A 15382-nucleotide genomic window follows, 5' to 3' on the forward strand; every position below is an offset into this window, starting at 1 on the left:
GAGGAGTACGACGTGGCGGTACGAGCGGTCCGAGGCGCCGTCCAGTTGGATCGGGACGAGGCCGGGCACATGGACGAGCGGGTCGGTGAGCTGCTCACGGCCGTCCTGGAACGCAACGAGCTGGTCGCCGACGACCTGATCAGCATCTGGTTCACCGCCACCCCGGACCTGCACAGCGACTTCCCGGCCGCCGCCGCACGCGGCCTCGGCATCGTCGACGTCCCCCTGATCTGCGCCCAGGAGCTGGACATCGAGGGCGCCATGCCCCGCGTCGTCCGCCTCCTCGCCCACGTCGAGACCTATCTCTCGCGCGCGGAGATCAGCCATGTCTACCTCGGCGCCACCGCCGCCCTGCGCAAGGACATCGCCCAGTGAGAACCGCCCTCGTCATCGGAACCGGCCTCGTCGGCACCTCCGCCGCCCTCGCGCTCTCCGCCCGCTCCGTCCACGTCCACCTCGTCGACCACGACCCCGAGTCGGCCCGCACGGCGGCCGCCCTCGGCGCCGGCACGGACGAGCCCCCGGCCGGCCGGGTCGACCTCGCGGTCATCGCCGTACCGCCCGCCCACACCGCCACCGTCCTGGCCCGGGCCATGCGGGACGGGGTGGCCCGGGGCTACCTGGACGTGGCCAGCGTCAAGGGCGGCCCGCGCCGCGAGCTGGAGGCGATGGGCCTCGACCTCACCCCGTACATCGGTACGCACCCGATGGCGGGCAAGGAGCGCTCGGGGCCGCTCGCCGCCACCGGCGACCTCTTCGAGGGGCGCCCCTGGGTCCTCACCCCGACCCGGGACACCGACACCGAGGTCCTCAACCTCGCGCTGGAGCTGGTCGCGCTCTGCCGGGCCGTCCCCGTGGTGATGGACGCCGACGCCCACGACCGGGCCGTCGCCCTCGTCTCGCACACCCCGCAGCTGATCTCCTCCATGGTGGCCGCGCGGCTGGAGGAGGCCGACGAGAGCGCCGTACGCCTCTGCGGCCAGGGCATCCGCGACGTGACCCGGATCGCCGCGTCGGACCCCCGGATGTGGGTGGAGATCCTCTCCGCCAACCCCGGCCCGGTCGCCGATGTGCTGGCCGGGGTCGCCGCCGACCTGGAGGAGACGGTACGGGCGCTGCGCGGGCTGCACTCCGCCGACGAGGAGAAGCGCCGCGCGGGCACCGACGCCATCGAGGACGTCCTGCGCCGGGGCAACGCGGGCCGCGTCCGGGTCCCCGGCAAGCACGGCGCGGCCCCCGCCGCGTACGAGACCGTGGCCGTCCTCATCGGCGACAAGCCGGGCGAGCTCGCCGCGATCTTCGCCGACGCGGGCCGGGCCGGGGTCAACATCGAGGACGTCCGCATCGAGCACGCCACCGGGCAGCAGGCGGGCCTGGTCCAGATCATGGTCGAGCCGAGCGCGGCCCCCGTGCTCGCGGCGTCCCTGACCGAGCGCGGCTGGTCGGTCCGCAGCTGAGGCCGGTACGGGGGCGGCTCCCGGCGCCACCCCCGTACGCTCCTGGCGCCACCTCCGTACGGAGACGGTGGTACCCGCCCGTACGGGGACGGAGCCTCCCCCGTACGGGGTACAAGGGCGCGCCCGGCACTCGGTAACCTGGTACAAGGCCGCCTCCAGGCCCGTCCGTCCCCACCCCGTGTACCAGGAAGGTGTCCACCACCGTGGAAACCGCAAGCTCCGCCGTGATCGTCGCCATCGACGGGCCGTCCGGCACCGGAAAGTCGAGCACCTCCAAGGCCGTCGCCGCCAAGCTCGGCCTGAGCTACCTGGACACGGGCGCGCAGTACCGGGCCATCACCTGGTGGATGCTGACCAACGGCATCGACGTGAACAGCCCCGCCGAGATCGCGACCGCGGCCGCCAAGCCCGTGATCATCTCCGGCACCGACCCGACCGGCCCGACGATCACCGTCGACGGCGAGGACGCCTCGGGCCCGATCCGCACCCAGGAGGTCACCTCCAAGGTCAGCGCCGTCAGCGCGGTCCCCGAGGTGCGCACGATCATCACCGATCTCCAGCGCTCCATCGCCGCGGGCGCCGTCGGCGGCATCGTCGTGGAGGGTCGTGACATCGGCACCACCGTGCTGCCCGACGCCGACCTCAAGATCTTCCTCACCGCCTCCCCGGAGGCCCGCGCCGCCCGCCGCAGCGGTGAGGTCAAGGGCTCCGACCTGGCCGCCACCCGCGAGGCCCTGATTCTGCGGGACGCCGCCGACTCCGGCCGGAAGACCTCCCCCCTCGCCAAGGCGGACGACGCCGTCGAGGTGGACACCACCGAGCTGACCCTCCAGCAGGTCATCGAGTGCGTCGTCACCCTCGTCGAGGAGAAGCGGACCGCCGCGTGAGCGACGCCCCGGGGGCGCCCACACTGCGCGGAGCCGCGGTCGGGCGAGGGATCGGCATCGGCCTGATGTACGGGCTGTGGAAGCCGCGCGTGCTCGGCGCGTGGCGCGTGCCCGCCGCCGGACCCGTCATACTCGCGGTGAACCACTCCCACAACATCGACGGACCGATGCTGATGGGGACCGCACCACGGCCGGTGCACTTCCTGATCAAGAAAGAGGCGTTCGTCGGCCCCCTCGACCCGTTCCTGCACGGGATCGGCCAGATCGAGGTGGACCGTACGACCGTCGACCGCACCGCCATCGGCCACGCGCTGGGCGTGCTGGCCGATGGCGGGGCGCTCGGGATCTTCCCGGAGGGCACCCGGGGCGAGGGCGACTTCGCCTCGCTGCGGGCCGGACTCGCGTACTTCGCGGTACGGGGCCGGGCGCCCATCGTCCCCGTCGCCGTCCTGGGAAGCACCGAGCGGCGCGGACGGTTGATACGGGGGCTGCCCCCGCTGCGCAGCCGGGTCGACGTCGTCTTCGGTGACCCGTTCGACGCGAGCGCCGGCGACGGGCGGCGCACCCGCAAGGCGCTGGACGAGGCGACCCTGCGGATCCAGGCGAAGCTCACCGCCCACCTGGAAAGTGCCAAGCGCCTCACCGGGCGATAGGCCAGACTTGACCTGACTTGAGTAGTGGACGGCGCTGATCGCGGTCCATCGATGATGATGCAAAGAGGAACGGACTTCATGAACGACCAGATTCACTCCGGCGGCTCGGACCACGAGCACGGAGAACTTGGCGACGCCGAGTACGCGGAGTTCATGGAGCTCGCCGCGCAGGAGGGCTTCGACCCCGAAGAGGTCGAGGGCGCCCTCGGTGAGGCCGGTCACGGCCCGATCCCCGTGCTCGCCGTCGTCGGCCGCCCCAATGTCGGCAAGTCGACCCTGGTGAACCGGATCATCGGCCGCCGTGAGGCCGTCGTGCAGGACAAGCCCGGCGTCACCCGCGACCGCGTCAGCTACGAGGCCGAGTGGGCGGGCCGCCGCTTCAAGGTCATGGACACCGGCGGCTGGGAGCAGGACGTGCTGGGCCTCGACGCCTCCGTCGCCGCCCAGGCCGAGTACGCCATCGAGACGGCCGACGCCGTCGTCTTCGTGGTCGACGCGACCGTCGGCGCCACCGACACCGACGAGGCCGTCGTCAAGCTGCTGCGCCGGGCCGGCAAGCCCGTCGTGCTCTGCGCCAACAAGGTCGACGGCCAGAGCGGCGAGGCCGACGCCACCGCCCTGTGGTCGCTCGGCCTCGGCGAGCCCTACCCGGTCTCCTCGCTGCACGGCCGCGGCACCGGCGACATGCTGGACGCGGTCCTCGAAGCCCTCCCGGACGCCCCGGAGCAGAAGTTCGGCACCGCGCTCGGCGGCCCCCGCCGCATCGCGCTGATCGGCCGTCCGAACGTCGGCAAGTCCTCCCTGCTGAACAAGGTCGCGGGCGAGGACCGGGTCGTCGTCAACGAGCTGGCGGGCACCACCCGCGACCCGGTCGACGAGCTGATCAAGCTCGGCGGCATCACCTGGAAGTTCATCGACACGGCCGGCATCCGCCGCCGCGTCCACCTCCAGGAGGGCGCGGACTACTACGCCTCGCTCCGTACGGCAGCCGCCGTGGAGAAGGCCGAGGTCGCCGTCATCCTGATCGACTCCAGCGAGTCCATCAGCGTCCAGGACCAGCGCATCATCACCATGGCCGTGGAGGCCGGGCGCGCCATCGTCGTCGCCTTCAACAAGTGGGACACCCTCGACGAGGAGCGCCGCTACTACCTGGAGCGCGAGATCGAGACGGAGCTCGCGCAGATCTCCTGGGCCCCGCGCGTCAACGTCTCGGCCGTCACCGGCCGGCACATGGAGAAGCTCGTCCCGGCGATCGAGACCGCGATCGAGGGCTGGGAGACCCGCGTCCCCACCGGCCGGCTGAACGCCTTCCTCGGTGAGATCGTCGCCTCCCACCCGCACCCGATCCGCGGCGGCAAGCAGCCGCGCATCCTGTTCGGCACCCAGGCGGGCACCAAGCCGCCGCGGTTCGTGCTCTTCGCCTCCGGCTTCCTGGAGCACGGCTACCGCCGCTTCGTCGAGCGCCGACTGCGCGAGGAGTTCGGCTTCGAGGGCACCCCGATCCACATCTCGGTCCGCGTCCGCGAGAAGCGCGGCCGCAACAAGTAGCACGCACGGGAACGCGGGAGAGCCCCGGCACGGACCGTACGGTCCGTGCCGGGGCTCTCCCGCGTCCGCTCTCGGGCCCTGTCCGCTCTCAGGACTCCCGGGACCCCGGCGGCAGCGCCGCGGGCCGGGGACGCCCGGCGTGCCGGCCGACGCGCTGCCAGGAGCCGAGGGTCCCGGTGTGCTGGCTCTGGACGCTGCTGCCGGTCCCGGGGTGGCGGCTCTGACCGGCCGGGACGGAGTGGCCGCCGCCCAGCGGGGCCCGGGTGGCGAACAGCCCGGCGCCGAAGGCCGGGAAGCGGAGGTTCTCCTCACCGCTCCGGTCACCCGGCAACGCCCGGAACGAGCGCCGGTACTCGGAGTACAGCGCGTCGTAGATCGGGGTGGCGGACGTGCCCACCGATGGCTCCTGCGAGGGACGCATGGCAGGAATCTGGCTCTGGTGCTGGCGGGAGGAGTCGTATGAGTGCACGTAGGTGCCAACGACCTCATCGCCCGTCGGATGCGGCCCCGCCGGAGAAAACGCTGTTCGACGGGGGTGCCCGAGCGGGGCGGACACGATCAGGTCCCGGCCAGCGGCATGGACGCGGCGACCAGGACCCCGTTGACCGCGGCCTTCTCCAGGGCGTCCCGGAGCAGGTCCTCGCGCGGCTGCTGGCCGATGGTGCCGGCCGGTGCGGCGAAGACGAGGACCGTCTGCGACTTGTTGACCGCGGCCCGCCAGCCGTCGGTCACCTGGAGCGGCTGATGGGCCTGCCACCAGGCGACCGGGTTGCCGCCGCCGGAGCCCGGCTGCAGCACGGCGTGCAGCTGGCCCACGGCGAGCAGCACCGACCAGCCGGGCAGCGGCGCGGGCAGCGCGGTCAGGTCGGGGGCCCGGTGGAAGCCCTGCTCCAGCAGGAGCTGGAGGAACTCGTCGCCCCCGCTGCCGTCGGTGCCGGGCCGGGCGACCGGTCCGGTCGGTTCGACGACGAGGGCCGGGCGGACATCGTCCTCGATGAGAACGAGACCGCTGGTGATGCCGAGGACGGCCTGTTCGGGCATGCGCCCCTCCGTGTTCTTCTGCTCGCTGCCGGTGATACTGCGCACCGCGCCCTGGAGCTGGTCCTCCGCGACCTTGACGACCTGCGAGGGGATGCACGTCGCGTGGGCGAACGCGAGTACGGCGGTCTCGTCCCCGATGAACAGCACCGTGCTGGTGCGTTCCTGGTCGGAGTCGCCGGGAGTGCGGCAGGAGGTGCAGTCGTAACTGCCGGGGGTGTCGTCGCCGACGAGCAGCCGGTCGGCTTCGTCGTCGCCGATCTCGGCGCGTACGTCCTGGCTGACGTCGAGCATGCGCGGCACGGGTGGCTCCTCGAACTCGGTGCGTGGGCCGGGGGGTTCCCGGCTCATGAAGAGACAACGCGGGATCCGTGGCCGGGGTCACGCACCGGCGGCGACGGAAGTGAGGGTCATGTCGACAGATCGCTGGATCGATGAGTCGACCTTCCGGTGGCCGGGATATCCGCCGCAAGTTTTCGCCGCACGCAGGCAACCCGCCTGCCTTTTCCTCCGTCAAGCACGGAGGGAAGCGTCGCCGGGACGAGTGGCGGGCAGGCGGCCGGAGAGTGAACCGGCCGCCCCCGGCGTATGCGCGGGATTCCGGTCGCCGACGGTGAAGCGGATTCGCGAGTTCCGTAAACCTGCTGGTCAGTCACGGTTCCGGCGGTGCGACGGGAGTAGGGCGGAAGCACGACGGGAGTATTCGGACACCGCGGCGCATTCCCCGGCGGAATCCAGCCGGATTCCCGCCGCATTCCGGGGGTGAACCGCCGGGACGTACAGTCGCAGGAAACGGCCAGACCAGGGGGAAACGGCAGCGCCATGCATATTTCATTTCTTCTGCACAACGCGTACGGCATCGGGGGGACGATCCGCACCACCTTCACGCTCGCCCGCACCCTCGCCGAACAGCACGACGTCGAGATCGTGTCCGTCTTCCGGCACCGCGAGGCCCCCGCGTTCGGCACGCCCGACGGTGTGACCCTGCGCCACCTCGTCGACACGCGGAAGAAGAGCCCGACGTACGACGGTGACGACGCCGAACACGCCCGGCCCGCAACGGTGTTCCCGCGCGGCGACAGCCGGCACCAGCAGTACAGCAAGCTCACCGACGCCCGGATCGCCGCCCATCTCCAGAGGCTCGACGCCGATGTCGTCGTCGGCACCCGGCCCGGCCTCAACGTGCACATCAGCAGGCAGACCCGCCGGGGCCCGGTGCGCGTCGGGCAGGAGCACCTCACGCTCGACAACCACGGCTACCGCCTGCGGCGCGAGATCGCCCACCGCTACACGCTGCTGGACGCCCTCACCACCGTCACCCGCGCCGACGCCGAGGACTACCGCAGCCGGATGAAGCTGCCCGGCGTACGGATCGAGGCCATCCCCAACGCCGTTCCCGAGCCCGCCTGTCCGCCCGCGGGCGGCGACCTGAAGTGGGTCGTCGCGGCCGGCCGGCTGCACCGGGTCAAGCGGTACGACCTGCTGGTACGGGCCTTCGCCCAGGTCACCGCGGTCCGCCCGGACTGGCGGCTGCGGATCTACGGCGGCGCGGACGCCTCCGGCGACGAGAGGACCACGCTGCGCGCCCTCATCGACCAACTGGACCTGCACAACCACGTGTTCCTGATGGGCTCCGCCACTCCGCTGGAGGCCGAGTGGCCCAAGGGGTCGATCGCCGCCGTCACTTCGGACCGCGAGTCCTTCGGGATGACCATCGTCGAGGCGATGCGCGGCGGACTGCCGGTCGTGGCCACCGACTGCCCGCACGGACCGGCCGAGATCATCGAGGACGGCACCGACGGCCGGCTCGTGCCGGTGGGCGACCCCGACGCGATCGCCGCCGCGCTGCTCCAGTTGATCGAGGACGACGGTCTGCGCCACCGGATGGGCCGGGCCGCCCTGTCCGCGTCGGAGCGCTTCGACCCGGCGCGGATCGCGGAGCGCCACGAGCGCCTGTTCACCGAACTGATCGCCCAGGGCGCCCGGAGCCGGCGCCACGGCCCCCTGCGCACCGCGCTGCACCGCACCCGGGGCACCGTGCTCGACGGGGCGTACGCGCTCCGCTACAAGGCCGCCGACGTGCTCCGCAAGGGGAAGACCGCATGACCGCCACCACCACCGCAGTCACCACTGCCGCCGCCACCGTCCGCGCCGACTGCGCCGCCGATCCCGCCGGAGGGCTCACCTTCGACCTCGCCCCCACCGCCACCGCCACCGTCCCCGGCCCGGAGGCCGTGCTGCTCCTGCGGCGCAGGGGAGCGGCGGGCACCACGGTCCGGCTCCCGCTGACCAGCACCGCCCCCGGGCGGCTGCGGGCGGTGCTGCCGCCCTCCGCCGACGTACCCGAGGGGCGCTGGGACGCGTACGTGGAGGAGCCCGGCTCCGAGCACACCCTGACCGTCCTCCCGGGGCTGCGGGATCTGCGCGCCCTCGTCGACCGCACGCCCGACACCGGCACCGCCACCATCCGCTCCCGGGTCCCCTACCCCACCCTCGCCGGCCGCCTCGCCCTGCGCTGCTGGGTCCGGGCCCCGCACGCCGAGGCCGGGGCCATCCGCGTCGGCCCGTCCGGCATGAGCGCCGAGGGACGGCTCTACGGGGTCGAAACGGGGGAGGGGGCCATGATGGAGGCCCGGCTGCCGGGCGAGCCCGCCCGGGTCCACCGGGTGCCGCTCACCGCCTCCGGGCAGCCGGGCGGCGGCTTCGCCTTCACCCTGCCCTACGCCCCGCTGGCCGACGGGCCCGTCACCGAGGACCGGCTCTGGCGGCTGTGGGTGATCCCCTCGGCCGGTGCGAAGGCGGTCAGGATCTCCCGCATCCTCGACGACGTCTGGTCCCGGGAGCACACCTTCGTCTACCCGGGCCGCCCGGTGGCGGACGGCGTCCTCGCCACCCCCTGCTACAGCGCGGCGAACGACCTCTGCGTACGGGTGGTACCGGCGACCGCCTGATCCGTACGCGTCCGTACTGGTGTGTACGCGGACGTACGCAGACGTACGCGGACGTGTTCGCCAGGGCTCGCGGACAGGAGCTGTCCGCGAGCCCTGGCAGACTCGTCCCCATGTTGGAGACCTCGGCACGACTGCTGCGCCTGCTCTCGCTGCTGCAGGCCCACCGGGACTGGTCCGGCGCCGACCTGGCCGAGCGGCTCGGCGTCACCCCGCGCACCGTGCGCCGGGACGTCGACAAGCTCCGCGAGCTGGGCTACCCGGTGAACGCCAGCCCCGGCACCGGCGGCGGCTACCAGCTCGGGGCCGGGGCCGAGCTGCCGCCGCTCCTGCTCGACGACGAGGAGGCCGTCGCGGTCGCCGTGGGGCTGCGCACGGCCGCCGGCCACGGCATCGAGGGCATCGGCGAGACCTCCGTACGCGCCCTGGCCAAGCTGGAGCAGGTGCTGCCGAACCGGCTGCGGCGCCGGGTGAGCGCGCTCGGCGCCTTCACCGTGCCGATGCTGCGCGGGGCGGACACCGACACCGTCGATCCGGCCCTCCTCACCGAGCTGGCCGCGGCCTGCCGGGACAGCGAGCGGCTCCGCTTCTCCTACCGCTCCCACGGCGGCGCGGACTCCCGCCGGACCGTGGAGCCGCACCGGCTCGTCTGCACCGAGCACCGCTGGTACCTGGTCGCCTGGGACCTGGACCGGGCGGACTGGCGGACCTTCCGGGTGGACCGGATCACCCCGACCCCGCCGCACGGCCCCCGTTTCACCCCCCGGCCGCCCCCCGCCGAGGACCTGGCCGCCTATGTCTCCCAGGGCGTCTCCGTCTCCGCCTACGCGGCGCGGGCGGTGGTCCTGCTGAAGGCTCCGGTGGAGGAGGCGGCCCGGCGCATCTCGCCCTCCGCCGGGGTGCTGGAGCCCGTCGACGAGCGGACCTGCCGGCTGACCGCGGGGGCGCCCGATCTGGAGGTCCTGGTGATCCATGTGCTGCTCATGGGGATCGACTTCGAGGTGCTCGAGCCGCCCGGGCTCACCGAGGTGTTGATCCGGGCCCGGGACCGCCTCACGCGGGCGCTCGACGCATCCGGATCGTGAGATACCGCCCGCCCGCGGCGGAGACGGGACTCGGGGAGAGAACGTGAGGAAATGTAAGACGGATATAAGGGAACATGAAATGCAGGTGTCCCCGCCATTCGGGTGACAAGCCCCGGACGGTGAAATCGGCAGGTCACCCAGGATGCTTCCGGAGCGTGCGCACCGGCCTCGCCGCAAGGCCGCACGAGGCCGCGATCCCTTTCGTATCCGCGCTTCCGGGCGGGCCGTTCGGGTGAATAGGCCGGGATATCCGGGTGTGGGGATTCTGTGACACAAGCGTGACCGCGACGGCACGCGGGGATGCCAGGGGGCGGCGCACGGGGATGCCGGGGCCCGGCCTTCCGTCCTCGTCCGCGGCCGCCTACGGTGAGGGGTATGGCCTCTGAACCGACCCCTCCCGCACAGCCGGACGACGCCCCCGAGTCGTACGTCGGCCTCGGCGCCGACACCGCCGAACAGCAGGCGAGAAGCCGTGGCTGGGACACCGTCCGGGCGGTCCCGCCGGGCACGATCCTGACGATGGAGTTCCGTTCCGGACGGATCAACTTCCAGGTCGAGGACGCCACGGTGACCCGCTGCTGGGTGGGGTGACCCCCGCACGTCCCTCCCTCTACGCCGGTACGACGAAGGCCCCGACCACGTCTTGGTCGGGGCCTTCGGCGTACCGGGAAGGTGCGCAGGGCGGTTCCCTAGCCGCCCGTCATCGGGCCCACCGGAGCCGACTGCGGCCGCTCCGGGCAGACCGTCGGTGCATGGTGCGCCCGCGCCCGGGCCCCGGTCGCCAGGTGCGCGGCGGGAGTGCCCGCCCCGGCCGTGAGGGTCGCGCCCTCGGCGGCGATCGACTGGGGGAGCAGCACCGGCTGCGGGACGACCTCGGGGGCCCGCGCCGGGCGGCCCGCCCGGCGCCGCGCGCGCCACTGCTCGCGCACGTCGAAGATCCAGCTCTCCGCCCGGGCGATCAGCGGCTCGAACCAGGGCAGCGCCAGCAGGATGAGCAGCCCCGCCGCCCAGCCCAGCACCACATCGCTGAGCCAGTGCGTGCCGATGTAGACGGTGGTGAGACCGACGCCCAGCGAGACCGTGGCGGAGACCGCCGACAGGTAGCGCCTGGCCCGGGGCGTGGTGGCCAGATAGGCGAGGATTCCCCAGGTCACGACGGCGTTGGCGGTGTGTCCGGAGGGAAATATATCGCCGCCGGCGAACATCTCGGCCGAGCCGATCTGCGTCGCGTAGTGCGGGCCGAGCCGCCCCAGGCCCAGCTTGACCGCGCCCACCGTCACGTTGAGCAGCAGCAGCGAGGTGCCGAGGACCAGCAGCGGCCGCAGCGTGTGCTGACGCCAGGAGCGCCAGCCCAGCCAGCAGGCGACCATCACCGCCGTCGGGCCGCGCTGGCCGAGCACGACGTAGTAGTCGAGGAAGGCGTGCAGCTCGGGCCACTGCTGGTAGGGCCGGAACAGCATGACCTTCCAGTCCAGGACCACCAGCCAGGACGTCACGAGCACGGCGAAGACGATGGCGAGGTAGAACGCCAACGTCCCGCCGAAGAGGGCGGCACGGTGACGGCTCATCCGCGGTGCCACTATCTTCGGCGGTTCCGGCTCCCGGTCCAGGCGGGCAAAGATGTCGGTACGCACCCAATCGACGTTACAGCGAGTGAGTGTGTGTGCAGGCCAATCCGGGCGCTTTGTGATGACGATGTGATGTGGACTTCGTCTCAGAGCGGTTACTTTTTCCGGGCGCGGAGAAGAATGTCCGTGATCTTGCGGTCAATTTCCCCGGGGTTCCGTTCGGAAGCATGTTTGATCTTCCGGGCAATTTCGCACACGGGAATCCGTGGGAATTGATCCGGCCGTTCGGGGCAGGCGCACGCCGTTCCGCGGGGCCCGGCGGGGGCGGTGCGAGGGGGTCCGCCCGAGGGGGTCCTGTGGCCTACGCCACACCGGGTGGCGGACCGGTGTATGAGGTGCACCACGTGTCACCAGGGCGAACTCGCGTACGCTGACGGCGCACTCGCCCGTCGATGCCGGGCCCCGGGAGACACGTCAGACCAGGTCCCCGCCGGTCCACCGAGCGCGAGGAACCCCATCGGGAGGTAGGTAGATGTCCGGGACGATCACGGCCGGAGTCCGGCTGCGCCGAGCCGCCGACGGCGCCAACCGCTGGGTCGTCCTCGTCGTCCTCTGCCTCAGCCTGCTGGTGGTCGCCCTCGACGCGACCGTGCTCCATGTCGCAGTCCCCTCGGTCACCGAGGACCTGCGCCCGAGCGCCACCGGACTCCTGTGGATCGTCGACGCCTACCCCCTCGTCTGCGCCTCGCTGCTCATCCTCTTCGGCACGCTGGGTGACCGGATCGGCAGACGACGGGTGCTGCTCCTCGGTTACGCGCTGTTCGGTGTCGCCTCCCTGCTCGCCGCGACCGCCGACACCCCCGCCGTCCTCATCGCGGCCCGGGCCCTGCTCGGCGTGGGCGGCGCGATGATCATGCCGGCGACCCTGTCGATCCTGCGCCAGGTCTTCCCCGACCGGCGGGAGCGGGCCCTCGCCATCGGCGTGTGGACCGCTGTCGCCGCGATCGGAGCCGCCACCGGGCCGGTCGTCGGCGGCTTCCTGGTCGAGCACTTCTGGTGGGGCTCGGTCTTCCTGATCAACATCCCGCTGATGGCGGTCATCCTGCCGCTCGGCCGCTGGCTGCTGCCGGAGTCGCGCGGCGCCGACGACGGTCCGTGGGACGTGCTGGGCGCGCTGACCGCGGTGGCCGGAGTGCTCGGCGTCGTCCTCGGCGTCAAGCGCCTGGGCGGCGGCGCGGGGCTGCTGGACCCGGTCTCGCTGGGCCCACTGGCCCTCGGCCTGACGCTGCTCATCCTCTTCGTGCGCCGCCAGAAGCGCCGTACGCACCCGCTGATCGACATCACCATGTTCGCCCGCCCGGCCTTCTCCACCGCCGTGGGCTGCATCGTGCTCGCCATGCTGGCCCTGGTCGGCCTCCAGTTGATCGCCGTCCAGTACCTCCAGCTCGTGCTGGGCCTCAGCCCGCTGGAGACCGGGCTCCGGCTGCTCCCGCTGACCTTCGCCGCGATGGCCGCCGGCGCCACCGGCTCGTACACCCTGCGCCGGGTGGGCCCCCGCAAGATGGTCGGCTGGGGCTTCGTCCTGACGGCCTCCTCCGTGCTGCTGCTCACCTCGATGGGCCACCACGACCGGCCCGCCCTGCTGACCTGCGCCTTCGTCCTGCTCGGCTTCGGGCTCCAGACCACGCTCTTCGGGGCGTACGAGTCGATGCTCAGCGACGCCCCCGCCGAGCGGGCGGGCGGGGCCGCGGCGATAGGGGAGACCTCCTACCAGCTCGGCGCGGGCCTGGGCATCGCCCTCCTCGGCAGCGTCATGAACGCCGCCTACGCCCCCGGCCTCGCCTCCCTGCGCGACCAGGGCGTGCCCGCCCGCGCGGGCGCGGAGGCCTCCCACTCGCTGGGCGAGGCCTACCAGGTGGCCGCACAGCTCGGCGGCCCGACGGGTGAGCTGCTGCGCTCCACGGCCCGGCACGCCTTCGTCGGCGGGCTGCACGTCACGCTCTTCGTCAGCGCGGGCCTGCTGCTGCTCGGCGCGCTGGCCGCGCTGCGGCTGCCGAGGGAGATGGACTGCCCGCCGCCCAAGGAGGCCTGCCTCCTGGGAGACCGCCCGGCCGCCGAGCCCGGGACCTCCGCCGGCCGCCCGGACGCCGGCCCCGCGGCCGGCGAACACCTGGCCGCCGAGTCCCCAGCCCCCGCGACCGAGCCCCGACCCGCCGCCGTCCCGGCCCCGGCACCCGCTCCCGAGCGCGGAACCCCGCGCCTCAGGCTCCCCGCGCGGCGCGAACCGGCCGAGGCGACCGGCTCTGGACGAGCGGCACGCTGAGCCGTAACGTCTCCACGACGTTTCGACTACCACTGCTAGTTTTCGGAGGGCCGCGGCCGACCCCCGCCCCTCCGGACCCCGTGCGAGCCGCCGGAGGCACCCTCATGTCCAGCACCGATTCCGCGAAGCCGTCGAAGCTCCCGCCGTTCGACGCCACCGACCCCCTCGGCATCGACGACCTGCTCGGCCCCGACGACCTCGCGATCCGCGACACCGTCCGCACCTGGGCCGCCGACCGGGTCCTGCCGCACATCGCCGAGTGGTACGAGAAGGGGGAGCTGCCCGGCATCCGGGAGCTGGCCCGGGAGCTCGGCGCGCTCGGCGCGCTCGGGATGTCCCTCGACGGGTACGGCTGCGCCGGGGCGAGCGCCGTCCAGTACGGGCTGGCCTGCCTGGAGCTGGAGGCCGCCGACTCCGGGATCCGCTCGCTCGTCTCCGTACAGGGTTCGCTCGCCATGTACGCGATCCACCGCTTCGGCTCCGAGGAGCAGAAGCAGCGGTGGCTGCCCGGCATGGCGGTCGGCGAGATCATCGGCTGCTTCGGGCTGACCGAGCCCGACCACGGCTCCGACCCGGCCGGGATGCGGACGTACGCCAAGCGCGACGGCGAGGACTGGATCCTCACCGGCCGCAAGATGTGGATCACCAACGGCTCGGTCGCCGGGGTGGCGATCGTGTGGGCGCAGACCGACGAGGGCGACGAGGGCCGGGGCATCCGCGGCTTCGTCGTCCCGACCGACACGCCTGGCTTCTCGGCGCCGGAGATCCACCACAAGTGGTCGCTGCGCGCCTCGGTCACCAGCGAGCTGGTCATGGACGGCGTGCGGCTCCCCGCCGACGCGGTGCTGCCGGACGGCAAGGGGCTGCGCGGCCCGCTCAGCTGTCTGAGCCACGCGCGGTACGGGATCGTCTGGGGCGCCATGGGCGCGGCGCGGGCCAGCTTCGAGTCGGCCCTCGACTACGCGAGGAGCCGGGAACAGTTCGGCCGCCCGATCGGCGGCTTCCAGCTCACCCAGGCCAAGCTGGCGGACATGGCCGTGGAGCTGCACAAGGGCATCCTGCTCGCCCACCATCTGGGCCGCCGCATGGACGCGGGACGGCTCCGCCCCGAGCAGGTCAGCTTCGGCAAGCTCAACAACGTGCGGGAGGCGATCGAGATCTGCCGTACCTCGCGCACGATCCTCGGTGCCAACGGGATCTCGCTGGAGTACCCGGTGATGCGGCACGCGACGAACCTGGAGTCGGTGCTCACGTACGAGGGCACCGTCGAGATGCACCAACTGGTGCTGGGCAAGGCGCTCACCGGTCTCGACGCCTTCCGGTGACCACGGCCCGTCCGGAGGGACGCGCCGACCGGAGACGCTGACCGGAACTTTCCGGCGAGCGCCCTGCTCAGCTCTGGTTGAAGAATCCGCCGGCCTTGCGGCCGGCGGATTCCCCGGCGACCACCTGGGTGTCGGCCGGGGAGAGCAGGAAGACCCGGGTGGCCACCCGGTCGATCGAACCGCGCAGGCCGAAGATCAGCCCGGCGGCGAAGTCCACCACACGCTTGGCGTCGGCGGGGTCCATGGCCGTGAGGTTGACGATCACCGGGACACCGTCCCGGAACAGCTCACCGATGGCCCGTGCGTCCCGGAAGCTGTCCGGGGTCACCGTGGCGATCCGGCGGTCCTGCTCCTGCGCCGCCTCGGCGGCCACCTGCACCCGCGGGTCGGTGACCCAGGCCTGGTTGCCCGTGCCCGTCTCCGTACCCTCGGCGTACTCGTCGTCGTAGTACCGCTCGTCGTTGTCCTCTACGAGCCCCAGCCACGCACTCGCCTTGCGCACCGATCCCATGGACGCCTCCTCTCAACCGCGGTTCCTTGGTGTTCCGCA

Annotated in this window: 15 protein-coding genes; 11 read left to right on the top strand and 4 right to left on the bottom strand. The window is 72.7% G+C overall.

Annotated features, from left to right (window positions below):
* The first annotated feature begins 12 nt into the window (after positions 1-12).
* The 5 genes from aroH (at position 13) to der (ending at position 4545) form a co-directional block, all read left to right on the top strand.
* Positions 13-375, top strand: a complete 363-nt coding sequence (gene aroH / locus ACFWRT_RS32850) for a chorismate mutase (RefSeq protein WP_380955724.1) — start codon at positions 13-15, stop codon at positions 373-375.
* On the top strand, positions 372-1457 hold the full coding sequence (locus ACFWRT_RS32855; RefSeq protein ID WP_380955723.1) for a prephenate dehydrogenase: 1086 nt from the start codon (positions 372-374) through the stop codon (positions 1455-1457). Before aroH ends, ACFWRT_RS32855 begins: the two co-directional genes overlap by 4 nt.
* 191 nt (positions 1458-1648) lie before the next feature.
* Entirely contained in the window at positions 1649-2344 is a 696-nt protein-coding gene (cmk, locus tag ACFWRT_RS32860; RefSeq protein WP_380955722.1) for a (d)CMP kinase, read from the top strand.
* Positions 2341-2997, top strand: a complete 657-nt coding sequence (locus ACFWRT_RS32865; RefSeq protein ID WP_380955720.1) for a lysophospholipid acyltransferase family protein — start codon at positions 2341-2343, stop codon at positions 2995-2997. The genes cmk and ACFWRT_RS32865 overlap by 4 nt, the downstream gene beginning before the upstream one ends.
* A gap of 78 nt (positions 2998-3075) precedes the next feature.
* Entirely contained in the window at positions 3076-4545 is a 1470-nt protein-coding gene (gene der, locus ACFWRT_RS32870) for a ribosome biogenesis GTPase Der (RefSeq protein ID WP_380955719.1), read from the top strand.
* An 88-nt stretch (positions 4546-4633) separates the two neighbouring features.
* Here der and ACFWRT_RS32875 read toward each other — a convergent pair whose 3' ends face one another.
* Positions 4634-4966 carry a hypothetical protein gene (locus tag ACFWRT_RS32875; protein WP_380955016.1) on the bottom strand — a complete coding sequence of 111 codons (333 nt, stop codon included), beginning with the start codon at positions 4964-4966 and terminating at the stop codon, positions 4634-4636.
* 137 nt (positions 4967-5103) lie between these two features.
* Positions 5104-5886 carry a hypothetical protein gene (locus ACFWRT_RS32880; protein ID WP_380955017.1) on the bottom strand — a complete coding sequence of 261 codons (783 nt, stop codon included), beginning with the start codon at positions 5884-5886 and terminating at the stop codon, positions 5104-5106.
* Between the two features lie 519 nt (positions 5887-6405).
* On the opposite strand from ACFWRT_RS32880, the gene ACFWRT_RS32885 reads away from it, so the two are divergent.
* The 4 genes from ACFWRT_RS32885 (at position 6406) to ACFWRT_RS32900 (ending at position 10207) form a co-directional block, all read left to right on the top strand.
* Positions 6406-7689, top strand: coding sequence for a glycosyltransferase family 4 protein (locus ACFWRT_RS32885; RefSeq protein ID WP_380955019.1), 1284 nt, complete (start codon positions 6406-6408; stop codon positions 7687-7689).
* Positions 7686-8534, top strand: a complete 849-nt coding sequence (locus tag ACFWRT_RS32890; RefSeq protein ID WP_380955021.1) for a transferase — start codon at positions 7686-7688, stop codon at positions 8532-8534. The genes ACFWRT_RS32885 and ACFWRT_RS32890 overlap by 4 nt, the downstream gene beginning before the upstream one ends.
* A 110-nt stretch (positions 8535-8644) precedes the next feature.
* A complete protein-coding gene (locus ACFWRT_RS32895; protein WP_380955022.1) occupies positions 8645-9616 on the top strand; it encodes a helix-turn-helix transcriptional regulator in 972 nt (323 codons plus the stop codon).
* Between the two features lie 375 nt (positions 9617-9991).
* On the top strand, positions 9992-10207 hold the full coding sequence (locus ACFWRT_RS32900) for an I78 family peptidase inhibitor (RefSeq protein WP_018515480.1): 216 nt from the start codon (positions 9992-9994) through the stop codon (positions 10205-10207).
* Positions 10208-10305: 98 nt separating this feature from the next.
* Here the strand turns inward: ACFWRT_RS32900 and ACFWRT_RS32905 are convergent, their stop codons facing one another.
* Positions 10306-11250 carry a phosphatase PAP2 family protein gene (locus ACFWRT_RS32905; RefSeq protein WP_380955023.1) on the bottom strand — a complete coding sequence of 315 codons (945 nt, stop codon included), beginning with the start codon at positions 11248-11250 and terminating at the stop codon, positions 10306-10308.
* Between the two features lie 466 nt (positions 11251-11716).
* On the opposite strand from ACFWRT_RS32905, the gene ACFWRT_RS32910 reads away from it, so the two are divergent.
* Entirely contained in the window at positions 11717-13507 is a 1791-nt protein-coding gene (locus tag ACFWRT_RS32910; protein WP_380955024.1) for an MFS transporter, read from the top strand.
* Positions 13508-13611: 104 nt separating this feature from the next.
* Complete coding sequence (locus tag ACFWRT_RS32915; protein ID WP_380955026.1) at positions 13612-14832, top strand: acyl-CoA dehydrogenase family protein; 1221 nt, start codon at positions 13612-13614, stop codon at positions 14830-14832.
* A gap of 67 nt (positions 14833-14899) precedes the next feature.
* On the opposite strand, the gene ACFWRT_RS32920 is transcribed toward ACFWRT_RS32915, so the two are convergent.
* Positions 14900-15343, bottom strand: a complete 444-nt coding sequence (locus tag ACFWRT_RS32920) for a cell division protein SepF (RefSeq protein ID WP_380955028.1) — start codon at positions 15341-15343, stop codon at positions 14900-14902.
* Positions 15344-15382: the final 39 nt, after the last annotated feature.

The organism is Streptomyces cyaneofuscatus (genome assembly GCF_042718795.1).
GTDB lineage: Bacteria > Actinomycetota > Actinomycetes > Streptomycetales > Streptomycetaceae > Streptomyces > Streptomyces cyaneofuscatus_A.

Bases quoted from the DNA above. Each gene is read 5' to 3' on its own strand.
- der (WP_380955719.1), top strand. From the start codon at position 3,076: ATGAACGACCAGATTCACTCCGGCGGCTCGGACCACGAGCACGGAGAA.
- ACFWRT_RS32875 (WP_380955016.1), bottom strand. From the start codon at position 4,966: ATGCGTCCCTCGCAGGAGCCATCGGTGGGCACGTCCGCCACCCCGATC.
- ACFWRT_RS32885 (WP_380955019.1), top strand. From the start codon at position 6,406: ATGCATATTTCATTTCTTCTGCACAACGCGTACGGCATCGGGGGGACG.
- ACFWRT_RS32890 (WP_380955021.1), top strand. From the start codon at position 7,686: ATGACCGCCACCACCACCGCAGTCACCACTGCCGCCGCCACCGTCCGC.
- ACFWRT_RS32895 (WP_380955022.1), top strand. From the start codon at position 8,645: ATGTTGGAGACCTCGGCACGACTGCTGCGCCTGCTCTCGCTGCTGCAG.
- ACFWRT_RS32900 (WP_018515480.1), top strand. From the start codon at position 9,992: ATGGCCTCTGAACCGACCCCTCCCGCACAGCCGGACGACGCCCCCGAG.
- ACFWRT_RS32910 (WP_380955024.1), top strand. From the start codon at position 11,717: ATGTCCGGGACGATCACGGCCGGAGTCCGGCTGCGCCGAGCCGCCGAC.
- ACFWRT_RS32915 (WP_380955026.1), top strand. From the start codon at position 13,612: ATGTCCAGCACCGATTCCGCGAAGCCGTCGAAGCTCCCGCCGTTCGAC.
- ACFWRT_RS32920 (WP_380955028.1), bottom strand. From the start codon at position 15,343: ATGGGATCGGTGCGCAAGGCGAGTGCGTGGCTGGGGCTCGTAGAGGAC.